17 protein-coding genes are annotated in these 16,488 nt (G+C 66.0%); 13 read left to right on the top strand and 4 right to left on the bottom strand.

Going from position 1 to position 16,488, the window contains the following annotated elements; all coding sequences use genetic code 11:
- Positions 1-3: 3 nt before the first annotated feature.
- Positions 4-390, bottom strand: a complete 387-nt coding sequence (fliE, locus tag ACEN98_RS08165) for a flagellar hook-basal body complex protein FliE (RefSeq protein ID WP_413343704.1) — start codon at positions 388-390, stop codon at positions 4-6.
- A 168-nt stretch (positions 391-558) separates the two neighbouring features.
- Here fliE and fliF point away from each other — a divergent pair, with 168 nt between their 5' ends.
- The 13 genes from fliF to fliR all read left to right on the top strand — a co-directional run bounded on the left by fliF (position 559) and on the right by fliR (position 12,130).
- Positions 559-2,244, top strand: coding sequence for a flagellar basal-body MS-ring/collar protein FliF (gene fliF, locus ACEN98_RS08160; protein WP_413383316.1), 1,686 nt, complete (start codon positions 559-561; stop codon positions 2,242-2,244).
- On the top strand, positions 2,244-3,254 hold the full coding sequence (gene fliG / locus ACEN98_RS08155) for a flagellar motor switch protein FliG (RefSeq protein ID WP_413383314.1): 1,011 nt from the start codon (positions 2,244-2,246) through the stop codon (positions 3,252-3,254). Before fliF ends, fliG begins: the two co-directional genes overlap by 1 nt.
- Positions 3,255-3,298: 44 nt before the next feature.
- Positions 3,299-3,979 carry a flagellar assembly protein FliH gene (locus tag ACEN98_RS08150; RefSeq protein ID WP_413383312.1) on the top strand — a complete coding sequence of 227 codons (681 nt, stop codon included), beginning with the start codon at positions 3,299-3,301 and terminating at the stop codon, positions 3,977-3,979.
- The gene (gene fliI / locus ACEN98_RS08145; protein ID WP_056136284.1) at positions 3,976-5,364 is read left to right on the top strand and encodes a flagellar protein export ATPase FliI; all 1,389 of its coding nucleotides are present in this window, start codon (positions 3,976-3,978) and stop codon (positions 5,362-5,364) included. The genes ACEN98_RS08150 and fliI overlap by 4 nt, the downstream gene beginning before the upstream one ends.
- A gap of 36 nt (positions 5,365-5,400) precedes the next feature.
- Positions 5,401-5,841, top strand: a complete 441-nt coding sequence (gene fliJ, locus ACEN98_RS08140; RefSeq protein ID WP_413383310.1) for a flagellar export protein FliJ — start codon at positions 5,401-5,403, stop codon at positions 5,839-5,841.
- 30 nt (positions 5,842-5,871) lie between these two features.
- Positions 5,872-7,161, top strand: coding sequence for a flagellar hook-length control protein FliK (locus ACEN98_RS08135; RefSeq protein ID WP_413383308.1), 1,290 nt, complete (start codon positions 5,872-5,874; stop codon positions 7,159-7,161).
- Between the two features lie 226 nt (positions 7,162-7,387).
- Positions 7,388-7,927 carry a flagellar basal body-associated protein FliL gene (fliL, locus tag ACEN98_RS08130; RefSeq protein ID WP_413383306.1) on the top strand — a complete coding sequence of 180 codons (540 nt, stop codon included), beginning with the start codon at positions 7,388-7,390 and terminating at the stop codon, positions 7,925-7,927.
- Between the two features lie 30 nt (positions 7,928-7,957).
- Complete coding sequence (gene fliM / locus ACEN98_RS08125; protein ID WP_056136276.1) at positions 7,958-8,941, top strand: flagellar motor switch protein FliM; 984 nt, start codon at positions 7,958-7,960, stop codon at positions 8,939-8,941.
- Between the two features lie 18 nt (positions 8,942-8,959).
- The gene (fliN, locus tag ACEN98_RS08120) at positions 8,960-9,385 is read left to right on the top strand and encodes a flagellar motor switch protein FliN (RefSeq protein WP_413344683.1); all 426 of its coding nucleotides are present in this window, start codon (positions 8,960-8,962) and stop codon (positions 9,383-9,385) included.
- Positions 9,382-10,191 carry a flagellar biosynthetic protein FliO gene (gene fliO, locus ACEN98_RS08115; protein WP_413383304.1) on the top strand — a complete coding sequence of 270 codons (810 nt, stop codon included), beginning with the start codon at positions 9,382-9,384 and terminating at the stop codon, positions 10,189-10,191. Before fliN ends, fliO begins: the two co-directional genes overlap by 4 nt.
- Positions 10,191-10,934 carry a flagellar type III secretion system pore protein FliP gene (gene fliP / locus ACEN98_RS08110; protein WP_413342992.1) on the top strand — a complete coding sequence of 248 codons (744 nt, stop codon included), beginning with the start codon at positions 10,191-10,193 and terminating at the stop codon, positions 10,932-10,934. The genes fliO and fliP overlap by 1 nt, the downstream gene beginning before the upstream one ends.
- A 10-nt stretch (positions 10,935-10,944) precedes the next feature.
- Entirely contained in the window at positions 10,945-11,214 is a 270-nt protein-coding gene (gene fliQ / locus ACEN98_RS08105; RefSeq protein WP_056136270.1) for a flagellar biosynthesis protein FliQ, read from the top strand.
- Between the two features lie 94 nt (positions 11,215-11,308).
- The gene (gene fliR / locus ACEN98_RS08100) at positions 11,309-12,130 is read left to right on the top strand and encodes a flagellar biosynthetic protein FliR (protein ID WP_413383302.1); all 822 of its coding nucleotides are present in this window, start codon (positions 11,309-11,311) and stop codon (positions 12,128-12,130) included.
- Positions 12,131-12,168: 38 nt separating this feature from the next.
- On the opposite strand, the gene flgL is transcribed toward fliR, so the two are convergent.
- The 3 genes from flgL to flgJ form a co-directional block, all read right to left on the bottom strand.
- Positions 12,169-13,398 carry a flagellar hook-associated protein FlgL gene (gene flgL / locus ACEN98_RS08095; protein WP_413383300.1) on the bottom strand — a complete coding sequence of 410 codons (1,230 nt, stop codon included), beginning with the start codon at positions 13,396-13,398 and terminating at the stop codon, positions 12,169-12,171.
- Between the two features lie 16 nt (positions 13,399-13,414).
- A complete protein-coding gene (flgK, locus tag ACEN98_RS08090; protein WP_413383298.1) occupies positions 13,415-15,364 on the bottom strand; it encodes a flagellar hook-associated protein FlgK in 1,950 nt (649 codons plus the stop codon).
- Between the two features lie 153 nt (positions 15,365-15,517).
- A complete protein-coding gene (gene flgJ / locus ACEN98_RS08085) occupies positions 15,518-16,477 on the bottom strand; it encodes a flagellar assembly peptidoglycan hydrolase FlgJ (protein WP_413383296.1) in 960 nt (319 codons plus the stop codon).
- Positions 16,478-16,488: the final 11 nt, after the last annotated feature.

Below are 16,488 nucleotides of genomic sequence, written 5' to 3'. Positions count from 1 at the left end.
TCGTCACACCTGCATGTTCATGATGTCGTGATAAGCCGACACCAGCTTGTTGCGCACCTGCACCGTGGCCTGGAAGTTGATGCTCGCTTTCTGCATGGCGATCATCGTGTCGGACAGGCTCACGGAATCGTCGCCGGCGGCGAACTTCTTGCCCATCTCGTCCGCCTGGATCTGGGAATTGCTGACGTTCTGCAGCGACGCCTGCAGCGCATCCGAGAAGCTGACCCTGGTCGACGATTCGGCCGCATCGGGAGCGCCCAGCTTGCCGATGCCGCCCAGCCCGCCGAGCGCCTCCGCCGGCGACGCCGGGCCGGCCGGCTTCTGTGCCGCCGACTTCAGCTGCGCCATCATCGCTTCGATCCGGCTGCTGTCGATGCCGCCGATGTTCATGTCCGTTCTCCCAGTGCCTGTCAAACAAATCGATTCAGGCTGTCAGAATATCAGCGCCCGGGCAACGATTGCCTTCGAGCAGCACGGTAAACAGGGCCTTATTCCGGGGTTTGAATGTTGCCGTACGGCTCCATAATGGCGTTCATACACCCATTCCCTCCCCCCAACATGGCAACGACAGCGGAAGAACTCCTCGACAGCGACATCGCAACCCCGGCCGACGAGAAGCCGAAGTTCTGGCAGACGACGAACGGTAAACGCATCGTCATCGGCGGCGCCATCGCCGGCGTGGTGGCCATCGTCGCGGCATTGTGGCTGTGGACGTCGGCGCCGGAATACAAGGTGCTGTTCTCCAACTACACCGACAAGGACGGCGGCGCCATCACCGCCTCGCTCGACCAGATGGGGGTCAAGTACAAATTCTCGGACAGCGGCAGCGCGATCCTCGTGCCGGCCGACCGCATCCACGACCTGCGCCTGAAGCTGGCCCAGCAGGGCCTGCCGCGCGCCGGCAACGTCGGCTTCGAGCTGCTGGAGAACCAGAAGCTGGGCACGTCGCAATTCGTCGAGCAGGTCAACTACCAGCGCTCGCTGGAGGGTGAGCTGGCCAACTCGATCCAGTCGCTGTCCGCCGTCAGCTCGGCCCGCGTGCACCTGGCGCTGCCGAAGCCGTCCGTGTTCGTGCGCGACCAGCAGAAGCCGACCGCATCGGTCCTCCTGAACCTGCAGCCGGGCCGCGCCCTCGACCAGGCGCAAGTCAGCGCGATCGTGCACCTTGTGGCGTCGTCGATCCCGGAACTGACGCCGGCCAACGTGACCGTCGTCGACCAGAACGGCACCTTGCTGTCGGACAGCGCCAACAAGAACGGCAAGCAGCTCGACCCGAACCAGCTGAAGTACGTCGAAGCGCTGCAGCAGAACATCGTCAAGCAGGTCCAGTCGATCATCGCCCCGCTCGTCGGCCAGAACAACGTGCGCGCCGAAGCGACGGCCGAAGTCGACTTCGCCCAGACCGACACCGCGGCCGAGATGTACAAGCCGAATTCGCCGCCGGAGCCGCAGGCGATCCGCAGCCAGCAGACGTCCGAGCAGTCCGGTCCGGGCAGCACCAACCCGTCGGGCATTCCGGGCGCGCTGTCGAACCAGCCGCCGGGCGTGGCGACCGCACCGCTGGACGGCGGCGCCCAGCCTGCCCAGGCCCAGGCGAGCACCGGCCCGAGCCGCAAGGATTCCACGACCAATTACGAAGTCGACAAGACCATCCGCTACGAACAGAAACCGATGGGCGGCATCAAGCGCCTGACGGTCGGCGTGGTGGTGAACTACCGCCGCACCGTCGATCCGAAGACGGGCAAGGTCGTCGTCAAGCCGCTCAGCGCCGCCGAAGTCGCGCAGATCAACGAACTGGTCAAGCAGGCGATGGGCTACAGCCAGGCGCGCGGCGACACGCTGAACGTGACGAACGCCCCGTTCGACGGCGTCGACAAGCCGGAAGAGCAGGCGCCGGACTGGTGGAAGGATCCCGCCAACCTGCCGCTGGCGAAGGACATCGCACGCTACGTCTTCATCGCCCTCGTGCTGGCCTTCCTGTGGTTCCGCTTCGTGCGGCCGCTGCTCAAGCCGGCGATCAAGAAGTTCGACGAAGCCGTGGCGATCCCGCCCGAACCGGAACCGGAAGAGCCGGAGCCGGAACCGGAGCCGGACCCGGACGAAGAAGCCCGCATCCAGCGTGAAGAGGAAGAACAGCAGAAGGTCCAGGTCTACAAGAGCAACCTGGAAATGGCAAAAGACATGGCCAAGAACGATCCGCGCATCGTGGCCAACGTGATCAAGGAATGGCTGGGGACCGAGTAATGAGCGACAAGGACAAGGACAAGGAAAGCACGACCAAGGCAGCCATCCTGATGCTGGCCCTGGGCGAATCGGAAGCGGCCGAAGTGATGAAATTCCTCGGCCCGCGCGAAGTGCTCAAGCTGGGCGCCGCCATGGCGCAGATGAAGGCCGTGCAGCACGAGGAAGTCTTGAGCGTGCTGGGCGAATTCCGCGAGCGCGTGGACCTGCAGTCGACCGTCGGCCTCGATTCCGACGAATACATCCGCCAGGTGCTGACCAAGGCCCTCGGCGACGACAAGGCCGCCGTGCTGCTGAACCGCATCCTGGGCGGCAAGGACGCCTCGGGCATCGAAAGCCTGAAGTGGATGGATTCGCCGTCCGTCGCCGAACTGATCCGCAACGAGCACCCGCAGATCATCGCGACGATCCTCGTGCACCTCGAACGCGACCAGGCCTGCGAAGTGCTGGCCCATTTCACGGACCGCCTGCGCAACGACGTCGTGCTCCGTATCGCCACCCTGGACGGCGTGCAGCCGGCCGCCCTGCGCGAGCTGAACGACGTGCTGACCAAGCTCCTGTCCGGCAACGAGAACATCAAGAAGTCATCGCTGGGCGGCGTGCGCACCGCGGCCGAGATCCTGAACTTCATGAGCGGCGAGCAGGAAAGTTCCGTCATGGAGAACATCAAGAACTACGACAACGACATGGCGCAGAAGATCATGGACGAGATGTTCGTGTTCGACAACATCATCGACATCGACGACCGCGGCATCCAGTTGCTGTTGCGTGAAGTGCAGTCGGAGATGCTGATCATCGCGCTGAAAGGCGCGTCGCAGGACTTGCGCGATAAAATCTTCAAAAACATGTCGCAACGTGCGGCGGAAATGATGCGCGAAGACCTGGAATCGAAAGGTCCCGTGCGCCTGTCCGAAGTGGAAACCCAGCAGAAGCAGATCCTGCAAATCGTCCGGCGTCTCGCCGACGAAGGTCAGATCGTGCTGGGCGGCAAAGGTGAGGATTCGTTCGTCTGATGGCCATCTCAAAAGAGTTTCAGTCTGCATATCAACGCTGGGAAATGACGTCGTTCGGCGACGAGCGTCCCAGCGTCCGTGCCCAGCGCGAAGCGGAGGCTGCCGCTGCCGCGGCCGCCGCGCGCGCGTACGAGCCGCCGCCCCAGTCGGAGCCCATGATCCAGCTGCCGACCGCGCAAGAGCTCGAAGCGCTCCGCGCCGCCGCGCGCGACGAAGGCTATGCGGAAGGTCTCGAAGCGGGCCAGGCCGAAGGCCACGCCGCCGGTTACGAGGAAGGCCTTGCGCTGGGCCGTGCCGAAGCGGCCGAGGAACTGGAACACCTGCGCCAGCTCGCCACGACGTTCGGCGATGCCGTCACACAAGCCGATGAAGCCATCTCCAACGACGTGCTGGAACTCGCGCTGCACCTCGCGCGCGGCATGGTCCGCACGGCATTCGACGTGAAGCCGGACCTGATCATCCCCGTCGTGCGCGAAGCCATCGACTACCTGCCGAACCTGCAACAACCGGCCCTCTTGATGCTGCATCCGGAAGACGCGCTGATCGTCAAGAGCGGCATCGGCCACGAGCTGGACAAGAACGGCTGGCGCATCGTCGAAGACGAGGGAGTGTCCCGTGGCGGCTGCCGCGTGGACACGGCCAGCAACCAGATCGACGCCCAGATCGGCGCGCGCTGGCAGCGCCTGACGCACGCGCTCGGCAAGGACCTGGACTGGCTGGAATGAACACCCATACCGGCCGCTGGAAGGCTTACCTGAACGACTGCGCCAACGTGGTCGATCTGGTCGAGCCGATGCAGGTGTCGGGCCGCGTCACGCGCGTGGCCGGCCTCGTGATGGAATGCGTCGGCCTGAAGCTCGCGGTCGGCGCCGCCTGCATGATTCCGGTTGCGTCCGGTGCCCGCATCGAAGCGGAAGTCGTCGGCTTCGAGGGCGAACGTTTATTCTTGATGCCGCAGTCGGACGTCGAAGGCGTCGTGCCCGGCTCGCGCGTCTTCCCGATCGAAGCGAGCATGCCGAAGCCCGGCACGGTGACGCATCCGCGCCGCCGGCCGATGGACCGTGCGCGCCACCTGCCCGTCGGCTGGGGCCTGCTGGGCCGCGTCGTCGACGGCGCCGGCCGGCCGCTGGACGGCAAGGGTCCCGTCTCCACGGAACACATGGGCCCGCTCAACGCGCGCCCCATCAACCCGCTCGACCGCGTACCGATCTCGGAAACGCTGGACGTGGGCGTACGCGCCATCAATTCGATGCTGACGGTAGGCCGCGGCCAGCGTCTCGGCCTGTTCGCCGGTACCGGCGTCGGCAAATCCGTGCTGCTGGGCATGATCGCGCGCTACACGACGGCGGACGTGATCGTCGTCGGCCTGATCGGCGAACGGGGCCGCGAGGTGAAGGAATTCATCGAGCAGATCCTGGGCGAGGAAGGCCTGGCCCGCTCGGCCGTCGTGGCCGCGCCGGCCGACTCGCCGCCGCTGATGCGCCTGCAGGGCGCCGCCTACGCGACCGCCATCGCCGAGCACTTCCGCGACGAGGGCCGGAACGTCCTCCTGATCATGGATTCGCTCACGCGCTACGCGATGGCCCAGCGCGAGATCGCCCTCGCCATCGGCGAACCGCCGGCCACGAAAGGCTATCCGCCGTCGGTGTTCGCGAAACTGCCCGTGCTGGTGGAACGCGCGGGCAACGGCCAGGCGGGCGGCGGCTCGATCACGGCGTTCTATACCGTGCTGTCGGAAGGCGACGACCAGCAGGACCCGATCGCCGACGCGGCGCGCGGTATCCTCGACGGCCACATCGTGCTGAACCGCAAATTGGCCGAGGCGGGCCACTACCCCGCCATCGACATCGAACAATCGATCTCGCGCGCGATGCACGGCATCACGTCGCGCGAGCACCAGCAGGCCGCGCGCACCTTGAAGCAACTGTATTCGCGCTACGAACGCTCGCGCGACCTGATCAGCGTGGGCGCCTATGCGCCCGGCACGGACCCGGTGCTGGACAAGGCCATTGCCTTGCACGAACGGATCGAGGCCTTCCTGTGCCAGGAAATCCACGACAACGTGGGCATGTTGCAGAGCTTGGGGGAATTGACCTCGCTGTTCGGCTGATTGGTCCGTCAAGCTCATCGGTATACTTGATCTACCATGGCCACCGCATCCGCACTCGACACCCTGATCGACCTCGCCCAGCGCGAGTCCGACGCCTGCGCGAAGCGCCTGGGCGCGGCGCTGAAGGCCGTCGACGAGGGCGAGCAGAAGCTGCAGATGCTGCTCGGCTACCGCGACGACTATGCGAACCGGCTCGACGCGGCGCAAATGGCAGGCATCACCCCGTTCGCGTACCAGAATTTCGTCGCCTTCCTCGGCAAGCTGGAACAGGCGATCGACGGCCAGCGCGAAGTGCTGAAGCATGCGCATGTCAAGGCCGACATGGAAAAGAAGGGCTGGCAGGAAAGCGAGCGCAAGCGCCTGTCGTACCGGACCCTGAACGAGCGCGCGGCCGCCGAGGCGCTTGCGATCGAAAACAAGCGCGACCAGAAAATGATGGACGACCACGCGGCCCGGACAGTCCGCGCCAGGCGCTGACCGGCGCCTTTAACCTGAGCGACTAGCGACATGACCACGACTTCCTTTAACCCGCAGCTCAACACGGCCAACGGCATCAACCAGCGTCCGAACACCCCGGGCAACGGCGGCAGCGACGGCAGCCAGTTCAGCGCCCTGCTGAGCGGCGAACTGGAGCGCAACACCTTCGCGTCCATGCCGGCCCCGGCGCCCGCCCCCGCGCCCGCCGCGAAGCAGGAGGCCAAGCCGGCCGAAGCCGAGAAACCCGCGCAACACGACGACGCCGCGCCGCAGCAGGCCGCGAAGCCGGCCGACAGCAAGACGGACGGCGCCGACGCGAAGGACGATGCCGGCAAGGACGACGACGACAAGTCGGATGACGACAGCACGGCCAAGGCGGGCGACCCGGCCAGCGCCATGCTCGCGCTGATGGCCAGCCTGCACAAGCCGGGCGCGGACGCGGGCAAGACGACGGCCGCGGCCCAGGCCTTCGACGCGCTGTCCGGCAAGGGCAAGCGCACGGACGCGGGCCAGCTGGCCGCGCTGCAGGCCGCGATGAAGTCCGTGGCCAGGGAAGCCGGCGTCGATGCGGCCGGCGCGAAGATCTTCTCGGCCACGTCGATCAAGAACCCGGCCCTCGCGGCCGCCGGTGCCGACCTCGGCGCGGACAAAGCGGCGGCCTCGGCCGACCCGCGCGCCACGCTGGGCAATGTCAAGGCGGAGGTCAAGCCGCAGCTGGACGCCGCCGAATTCAGCCTGCAGCAGGCGCGCGACGCCGCGCTGCTCGCCCGGAAGGAACAGGCACCGGTGGCGACCGTCGCGGCCGCCCAGCTGCAGCCGGCCATGCTGGAAGCGGCCCAGGCCGCCGCGGCCGCCAGCGAAGAGCTGTCGGCCCACGTCGGCACGGATGCGTGGAACGACCAGGTCGGCCAGAAGGTCATCTACATGGTCGGCGCCGAGGACCAGACCGCGTCGCTGACCCTGAATCCGCCGGACCTGGGTCCGCTGCAGGTGGTGCTGTCCGTCTCCAACGGCCAGGCCGACGTGACGTTCTCGTCGAACCAGCTGGAAGTCCGCCAGGCGCTGGAAAACGCCCTGCCCCGTTTGCAGGAAATGATGGGCGAGAGCGGCATCGCGCTGGGCAATGCGACCGTCAACGCGGGCATGTCGAACGGCGGCCAGGCGCAGCAGGACCAGGCGATGGCATCGAGCGGTTTCGGCAGGGGCAACAACGGCCGCCGCAACGGCGGCAATGGCGAGAACGGCACGGCGGGTGAAGCAACCGTCCGGCCCGCCACGCGCATCATTCGTGACCGCGGCATGGTCGATACGTTCGCGTAAGGTGGGGACCCCTCCCCCCCGTGCCCACGCGTGACGTCTGCATCATGCCGGCGTTCGCGTGGGCACAGGAGTGGCCACCCAACGTTTGAATATAGCCTCGACAACAAATCCGTCAAGAAACAACGAGATACCCCAGGTTCCTCCCTCTTTTCGACCGTTGCCGCTGCTCACTTTTTCCCGATAATGACATAATGACGGGACGATCCAACAGTGGGACCGAAGACTCTTGAAAGCGAATCCAAAAATCAAAGCCGATCCGAAAGCGGATGCGGCACCGGCGGCCAGCGGCGGTAAAGGCAAGCTGCTCATCATGATCGGCGCGGCCGTGGTCGTGCTCGGCCTGGGCGGCGGTGCCGGCTGGTACTTCATGCACGGCAGCAGCGCGGAAGCGGCGGCCGGGCCGGCCAGGAAGGAACACTCGAGCAGCAAGAACAAGAAGAACGACGAGGCGCCGCCGGAATACGTGGCCGTCGAACCCTTCACGGTCAACCTGCAGCCGGAACATGGCGACCAGTATCTGCAGGTCGCGTTCACCCTGCAGGTCGAGGGACCGGAGCAGGTCGAGCTCATCAAGGCCAACATGGCCAAGGTGCGCAGCCGCGTGCTGCTGCTGTTGTCGGGCAAGAAGGCGTCCGAGATCAGCACGGTGGAAGGCAAGCAGCAGCTGGCCGGCGAGATCCTCGCGGCGGTCAGCGAGCCCTTCATGCCGCACGGCGACGAACAGCAAGTGACCGACGTTCTGTTCACTTCCTTTATCATCCAGTAAAGCAGAAGTCATTACGGTAAACGCAGCATCATGGCCGATAATTTTCTCTCACAGGAAGAAGTCGATGCCCTCCTCAAAGGGGTCAACGGCGATCAGGACGACGTCGCGGCGCCTGAAGACACCTCGGGAGTCCGCACGTATAACCTGGCAACGCAGGAGCGGATCGTCCGCGGCCGCATGCCGACGCTCGAGATCATCAACGAGCGTTTCGCCAGGTATCTGCGCGTCGGCCTGTTCAACTTCTTGCGCCGCTCCGCCGAAGTGTCGGTGGGGTCCGTGCGCGTGTCGAAGTACAGCGAGTTCATCCGTAACCTGGTCGTGCCGACCAACCTGAACCTCGTCCACATGAAGCCGCTGCGCGGCACGGCGCTGATGGTGTTCGATCCGGGCCTCGTGTTCCTGCTCGTGGACAACCTGTTCGGCGGCGACGGCCGCTTCCACACGCGCGTGGAAGGCCGCGATTTCACGCAGACCGAGCAGCGCATCATCATGCGCATCCTCGACATCGTGTTCGAGGCGTATGCCAAGTCGTGGGAACCGGTGTACCCGATCGAATTCGAGTACATCCGCTCGGAGATGAACACGCAGTTCGCGAACATCGCCACCCCGAACGAAGTCGTGGTATCGTGCACTTTCACCATCGAGCTCGGCTCGGTGTCGGGCCAGATCCACTTCTGCATGCCCTATTCGATGGTCGAACCGATCCGCGACGCGCTGACGTCGAGCATCCAGGGCGAGGCGCTGGAAGTCGACAAGCGCTGGATCCGCCTGCTGACGCAGCAGATCCAGGTGGCGGAAGTGGAACTGGTGGCCGTGCTGGGCCACGGCAAGGCCAATTTCGACGAAATCCTGAACATGAAGGTCGGCGACGTGATCCCGATCTCCGTTCCGGAAACGCTCCAGGCCACCGTGGACGGCGTGCCCGTCATGGACTGCAGCTACGGCGTGTTCAACGGACAATATGCACTGAAGGTCGAGAAATTGCTGGCAAACAGCGAAACCTTCAACAAGTAAGCAACACAGGAGAGAAACATGTCCGACACTCAAGACGACCAAGACAGCCTCGACGACGACTGGGGCGCCGCGATCGCCGAGCAGGCAGCTGCGGAAGCCGCCGCACTGGCGAACCAGCAGCAGGCGGCCTCGGCCGCCGTGTTCAAGGATTTCTCGAACAAGGGCCCCCGTCCGGACACCCCGAACGACATCGACTTCATCCTCGACATCCCCGTCCAGCTGACGGTGGAACTGGGCCGCACCAAGATCGCCATCAAGAACCTGCTGCAACTCGCGCAGGGTTCCGTGGTCGAACTGGATGGCCTGGCGGGTGAGCCGATGGACGTGCTCGTCAACGGCTGCCTGATCGCCCAGGGCGAGGTGGTGGTCGTGAACGACAAGTTCGGTATCCGCCTCACCGACATCATCACCCCGTCGGAGCGCATCCGCAAACTCAACAAATGACGGCACGCCTGCTGACCACCTTCGCCCTCGCCCTGCCGCTGGCCGCCTGCGCGGCCCAGCCGGGGACCGGGCAGGCAGCGGGACGGTCGGCCGATGCCGCGCCGGCGGCAGCTGCGCAGGCACCTGCACCCGTCGTGGCCGAACCTGCGGCGGCGGCGGCACCGGCACCGGCACCGGCACCGGCACAACAGACGCCCCAGCAAGTTCCACGAACGACTGCGCCCACGGCCCCCGCGAAGGCACAACCGCGGGCCATGGCCGGTACCGGCGCGCCCTCCGCCGCGGCGCCCGCCGCCGTTCCCACGCAGACGCCCGCCGTCCAGCCCGCCGTCCAGCCCGACATCACCGCCCCGGCAGTGACCGCCACCCCCGACGTCGTCGCACCGCGCCCTGCCGCGCCCGGTGCCACCGTCCCTCCGGTCACGATGCCTGCGGGCACGTCGACGGGCAGCCTGCTGCAGACCCTGTTGGCGCTGGTCCTCGTGCTGGCCGTGCTGGGCGCTCTTGCCTGGTTCCTCAAGCGCTACGGCCCGAAGGTCGGCGGCGGCAACGCGAACCTGCGCGTCGTCGGCTCGCTGAACCTCGGCGGCCGCGAGCGCATCGTGGTCGTCGAAGTGGGCAATGAATGGATCGTGGTCGGTGCATCACCCGGCCGCATCAACGCGCTGGCGACCATGCCGCGCCAGGACGGGCAGAATGGCGACAACGGCGGTACGAACGCCGCGCTTGCTCCGCAAGAAAATACGGGGCCCGCCGCGCACAGCTTCGCCGACTGGCTCAAACAAACGATCGACAAACGCAAGTGATGCTCAATAAACGACTCCTGCTGGCGACGGGGCTGATCGCCCTGCCGCTGGCGGCGGCGGTGGCGGCGCCCGCCATCCCCGCTTTCACGACGAGCCCGGCCCCGGGCGGCGGCACCGCCTATTCCCTGCCGGTGCAGACGCTGCTCTTGATGACGGCACTGACCTTCATCCCCGCGGCGCTGCTGATGATGACGAGTTTTACGCGCATCATCATCGTGCTCTCCCTGTTGCGCCAGGCGCTCGGCACGCAGACGGCGCCGCCGAACCAGGTGATGGTGGGCCTCGCCCTGTTCCTCACGCTGTTCGTGATGGGCCCCACGTTCGACCGCGTCTACACCGAAGCGTACGTGCCGCTGCAGGAAAACCGCATCCAGATGGGCGAGGCGATGGACAAGGCCGCGGCGCCGCTGAAGGGCTTCATGCTGAAGCAGACGCGCCAGTCCGACCTCGCCCTGTTCGTGAAAATCTCGCGCACGCCCGCGCTGCAGGGCCCGGAAGACGTGCCGCTGCGCGTCTTGATCCCCGCCTTCATCACGAGCGAGCTGAAGACCGCGTTCCAGATCGGCTTCGCCATCTTCATCCCGTTCCTCATCATCGACATGGTCGTCGCGTCCGTGCTCATGTCGATGGGTATGATGATGATGTCGCCGGCCGTGATCTCGCTGCCGTTCAAGCTGATGCTGTTCGTGCTCGTCGACGGCTGGCAGTTGCTGCTGGGCTCGTTGTCCCAGAGTTTTTACTAGGGAGGACGATATGACTCCGGAAAGCGTCATCGCGATGGGCCGCACGGCCATGGAAGTCACGCTGATGGTGTCGGCGCCGCTGCTGCTCGTCGCGCTCGTCATCGGCCTCGTCGTCAGCATCTTCCAGGCCGCCACGCAGATCAACGAACAGACCCTGTCCTTCATCCCCAAGCTGATCGGCGTCTTCATCGCGCTCGTGCTCGCGGGGCCGTGGATGATCACGGTCATGACCGACTACATGCGCACCCTGTTCAGCGGCATCCCGCAGATGATCGGGTAATGGCGCCGCGCGTGGACCCGGCTTCGAAGACGGCCGCGGGCCACGCGGGCGTCACGCGTGGGCACGGGGCGCCCACCCTACCCGAAACCCCGGCATGATTTCCTTCACCACTACCGAACTCTATGCGTGGATCGGCGGCCTCCTGTGGCCGCTGACGCGCATCCTCGGGCTCGTCGCGGTCGCGCCCGTGTTCGGCAACACGGCCGTCCCCATCCTCATCAAGACGACGCTCGGCGTGCTGCTGGCCGCGATCATCGGCCCCACGCTCCCGCCCGTTCCAGCCGTCGATCCGACGTCGTGGGCGGGCATCCTGATCATCGCGCAGGAACTGCTCATCGGCGTGGCGATGGGGTTTGCGATGCGCCTCGTGTTCGCCGCCGTCGAATTCGCGGGCGAGGTCGCCAGCTCGACGATGGGCTTTTCGTTCGCCACGTTCTTCGATCCCAGCTCGGCCGGGCGCTCGTCGGCCATCAGCCAGTTCCTCGCCCTCGTCGCGACGATGGCGTTCCTCGCCATGAATGCCCATTTGGTGCTGATCGAGGCGCTTGCGGAGAGCTTCTTCACGCTGCCGATCTCGGCCACGCCGATGTCGCTGTCCGCGCCGCTGGAAATGGTGCGCTGGGGCAGCCGCGTGTTCTCGGCCGGCCTGCAGATCGCGATGCCGATCGTTGCCGCCATGCTCATCACCAACATCGCGCTGGCCATCCTGACGCGCGCGGCGCCGCAGCTGAACCTGTTCGGCATCGGCTTCCCGATCACGCTGGGCGCCGGCTTCCTCATCATCAGCCTCACGCTGCCGTACCTCGGCACGCCGCTGCAGAACCTGTTCAACCAGGGGATCGAGGCGGGCCGCAAGATCCCGCGCGTGGGCGGCCAACGGCCGGGGCAGCCACCACCACCCGCCGCCCCGCGTTAATTGGGGAAATTGCCAAAAACCGGGCTCTGACCCCGGTTCTAAGAAATGTAGTTGAAGAGAGACAGGCCCGACATCGTCTTGAACGACACCTGGGCCGCCTGCAGCGTTTGCTGCTGCTGGGTGTACAGCGACACCGCCTTGACCATGTCCAGGTCCTGCAGGTCGCTCAGCGTGGTCTGGTACTGGATGTTGAGGTCGTCGCCCGTGCTGTCCAGCGAGTCGACTTCCTTCAGGCGCGCGCCCACCGAGGCTTGCACGGACAGCACGTTGTCCAGTGCGTTCTTCATGTTCAGGCTGGCCGTGTTCAGCTTGTTCGCCAGCGCGGCCTTGCCCGCCGAGCCGTCGGACGGGCTGCGCAGCGTCTGGATCAGGTCGTTGATCGTCGTGAACACGGACTGCTTCTGGCTCGGCTGCACGGTGAACGCGTCGCCGTTCGCCGGGGCGCCCTTGATGTCGAACGAGACGCCATCGAAGGCGATCGAGGCGCCCGCCGTGTAGGGCTGGTTGCTCAGCACGGCGGTGCCGGGCGACGTCGAGTTGTCCGTCACCGTGTACGTCGTCACGGCCGGCGTGCCCGCGACCTGGAAGGCGATCGCGTAATCGTGGCCCGTCAGCTTGGTCGCGTCCGTCACGGCGCCCGGCGAGATGATGCCCGCGCCCGTGTTCGTGGCGGCGGCCTGCGTGACGAAGGTGCCGTTGCCGGTGACGTTCGCTTCGAAAATGGCGCTGCCGCTTTCGCTGATCGCCATCTTGCGCGCCGACCCCACCTGCAGCATGCGCTGGCCCTGGTCGCCCTGGTAAGTCGCGCCCGTCGGAGTCTGCGTGAACGGTTGCGTGGTCGTCTTGTAGCCGGAGAACAGATAGGTGCCCGCGCCGTCCGTCGTGTTGGCCGAGCCGAGCAGGTCGGCCATGCGCCCTTCCAGTTCGATGGCCAGCGCCTCGCGGTCGCTCTGCGTGTAGCCGCCGTTGCCGGCGGTGACGATCAGCGTCTGGATGTCCTGGATCTGGTTCGAGACGTCGGTGAGCGTCTTGTCGACCAGCGACAGCGACGACTTCGCGTTCGTGCGGTTGGTGCCGAACTGCGTGTTCATCGATTGCGACTGCGTTAGTTCGAGCGCCTTGGCCGAGCCGATCGGATCGTCGGCGGCCGTCAGCATGCGCTTGTTGGTCGACAGCTGCATTTGCGTCTTGGCCATCTGGCTCTGCAGCGTGTTGATCTGCGTGGTGCCGGCCTGGTAGATCGCGTTGGTGCTGATGCGTAAGGTCATGGCGTGGCTCCGTTAATCAATGGCCGATCTGCAACAGCGCGTTGAAGATCGTGTCGGCGATCTGCATCACCTTCCCCGACGCCTGGTAAGCCTGCTGGTACTTGAGCAGGTTGGCGGCCTCTTCGTCGAGGTTGACGCCGGAGACGTTGTTGGCGGCGGCCTCCGCCTGCGTCAGCTGGGCCGCCGCGGCTTCCGCATTGGCCTGCACTTCGCGCGTCTTGTTGCCGATCGTGGACACCAGCGTGGCATAGGCCGACTGGTACGTGGCCTTGCCGCCGTCGAGGATGTTCTTCGATTGCAAATCGCCCATCAGGCCCGCGTTGCGCGTGTCGCCCAGGCCCGTGTTCGGCTCGATGGTGAAGGTGTCGCCATTGCCCGGCTTGCCGTTCATGGTGAAGCTCATGCCGGCCACCGTGTAGCTGGCGCCGTCCTCGAAGAGCGGGGCGGCGCCGGCCGGGTACGTCGTCGTCCCGGTCTTTCCCGTCATGGTGACGGTTTGTCCGGCCGGGAAACCGGACAGCGTGCCCGTCGTGCTGTCGAAGGCGAGCGTGACCTTGCCGGTCAGCGGCGCGCCGAGGTAATTCTTGTCGACCGCCCCCGCGCTGATCTTGCCCGTGCCGCTGTTGGTCAGCGGGACGCTCGTGGCGATCGGCGCGGCGGCCGCGATCTGCGCGCCGTCCGTCAGCGCCAGCTTGAAGTTGGCGGCGCCGTTCTGCGTCGGGCGCACGAGGAAGTTGTCGCCCTTGTCGGCGACGCCCTGGATGTCGAACGCGAGGCCGTCGATGACCTGCGCCTGGGTCTGCGGGTACGGCGAGATCACCGTCTTCCTGTTGTCCGACAGGCGGTACACGTTGTAGTTCGTGCCGTCGAAGTCGACCTTGTAGTTGCTCGTCGTGAGCTGCGTGGCGTCCACGACCGTGGCCTTGATCGCCGTCGTGCTCGTCTGGTTGTTGTTGATGTTCTTGGTCACGTCGGCCGGCGCGATGGAGAAAATGTCGCCGCCCGGGTTGCCGTTGCCGTCCAGGCCGAGCTTGTTCTGGTCGTTCATCGTCGTGGCCAGGGCGATCGCGACGCGGCCCAGCGAGTTCTGCGCCAGGTCCAGCGACTGGCTGCGGAACTGCAGCACGGCGCCCAGTTCGCCGCCCGTGAGCGCGCTCTCGGCCATCGGCGTGACCTTGCCGTGGGTGACGTAACCGATCGTCACGCGCGTCTGGTCGGTCGGCGAATTCGTGGCCGCCAGTTCGAAGGCGTTCACGCCGACGACGAGCGGCTGGCCGTTGCCGATCGACACGGTCAGGCTGTAGTTATCGCCCGGCACGACGGTGGCCTTGACCTGCTTGTTCAGGTCCATGATCAGCTGGTCGCGCTTGTCCAGCAGGTCGTTCGGCGGGTTCAGCCCGCCGGCCTCCGTCAGCTGGCCGATCTTGTCGTTCAGCTGGGCGATCTGCTTGGCATACGTGTTGATCGTCGTGACGCTCGCGGTCAGCTGGGTGTTGACGCCCTTGCGGATTTCCTCCAGGCGGCCGGTCATGCTCTGGAAGCGGGCGGCCAGCGTGTCGGCCGACGTCATGAACGAGCCGCGCGACGACACGCCCGCGCCGTCGCCCGTGAGGTTCTGCACGGCCGAAAAGAAGTCCTGCAGCGCCGGCGACAGGCCGGACGTCGTGTCGGCCAGCAGGTTGTCGATCTGCTGCACCTGCGCCTGGTAGGCGTCCAGCCCGCTGCTCGCCGCCTGGGCCGTGCGCACCTGGGCGTTGAGGAAATCGTCCGAATAGCGCTTGACCTGGGCGACCTCCGTGCCGGTGCCGATGTAGCCGTTGGAGCCCCCCATCGAGATCGCAGTCGCCTGCACCACCACCTGGCGGCTGTAGCCGGCCACGTTGGCGTTGGTGATGTTGTTGCCGGTCGTCGCCAGGCCTGCCTGGGCGGCGTACAAACCGGTTTTGCCGATGCTGAGGAGGGACATGGTGGTTTTCTTTCTGCTATGTCATTGACGGCAAGTTCCGCCAAAACTTTATTCTTGTCGTCCTATCAAGAACTATCCGTAGCGTGGGCTCCCCGAGCCCACCAGAAGCATGCGTCGTGGTAACGCATGGCGGGCGCAGGGTACCCACCCTACCTACGCCAGCGAGTGCTTGATGATGCGCGACAGCTTGGCCGCGTATTGCGGATCGGTCGCATAGCCGGCGCGTTGCAGGCCGTGCGCGAACGCGGCCGCGTCGCCGCCGTGCGCCAGCACTTTTTCGTAGCGCGGGTTATTGCTCAGCAAGCGGGCGTAATCCTTGAACGCGTCCGCATGCGAATCGTAGGCGCGGAATTTCTCCACGCGCGTGTGCGGCTTGCCGTTGATGTATTCCGTCGTGACAGCCGTCGCCACCTTGCCCTTCCAGCCCGGGCCGGCCTTGATGCCGAACAGGTTGTTGCTCGAGGTGCCGTCCGCGTTGCGGATCACGCGGCGGCCCCAACCCGTTTCGAGCGCGGCCTGGCCCATCATGAATTTCGCGGGCACGCCCGTGGCCTGTTCCGCTTCCTCGGCGGCGTCGGCCAGCTTTTCCTGGAACGCGCGCACGTGCGCCGGCTTGTTGGCGTTGTCCGTGCCGCGCGCGGCGCCCGTCACGCCGGCCGCGCCCGTCCTGGCCACGCGGTCGGTCGGCATCGTGTCCGCATCGGCCTGCATGCGCAGCGCGGCGGCGCCGCCGGCGGCACCCGCCTGCCGTTCGCCGCCGATGCCCAGCGCCTGCTTGTTCATGTCCTGCATGAGCTGCTGGCCCTTTTGCTGCACGGTCAGCTGGCGCACGAGCACCTCGGCCAGGCCGATGCCGCGCTTGGCCATTTTCTGGCTCATCTGCTGGTCCAGCATGCCCGTGAACGTCTTCGTTTCCTGGCTGTCCGTCATGCCGTCCTGCGGTGTCGCGTCGCGCATGCTCTTCATCATCATGTTGACGAACATGGATTCGAACTGCGTGGCGGCCCCCTTCAGCGCTTCCGGCGAGCCGGCTTTCGCCGACTGCTTGAGGTCGCCGAGGCTGTTGGCGTCGAGCGCAAATTTACTGGACAGGTCGGAAGTGGAACCGAGCATGGTGGCCTCGC

Source organism: Massilia sp. CT11-137, from assembly GCF_047302885.1.
Classification (GTDB): domain Bacteria; phylum Pseudomonadota; class Gammaproteobacteria; order Burkholderiales; family Burkholderiaceae_D; genus Telluria; species Telluria orientalis.
Note: the sequence above shows the minus strand (reverse complement) of the source record. Positions and strands in the feature narration are given on the sequence as shown.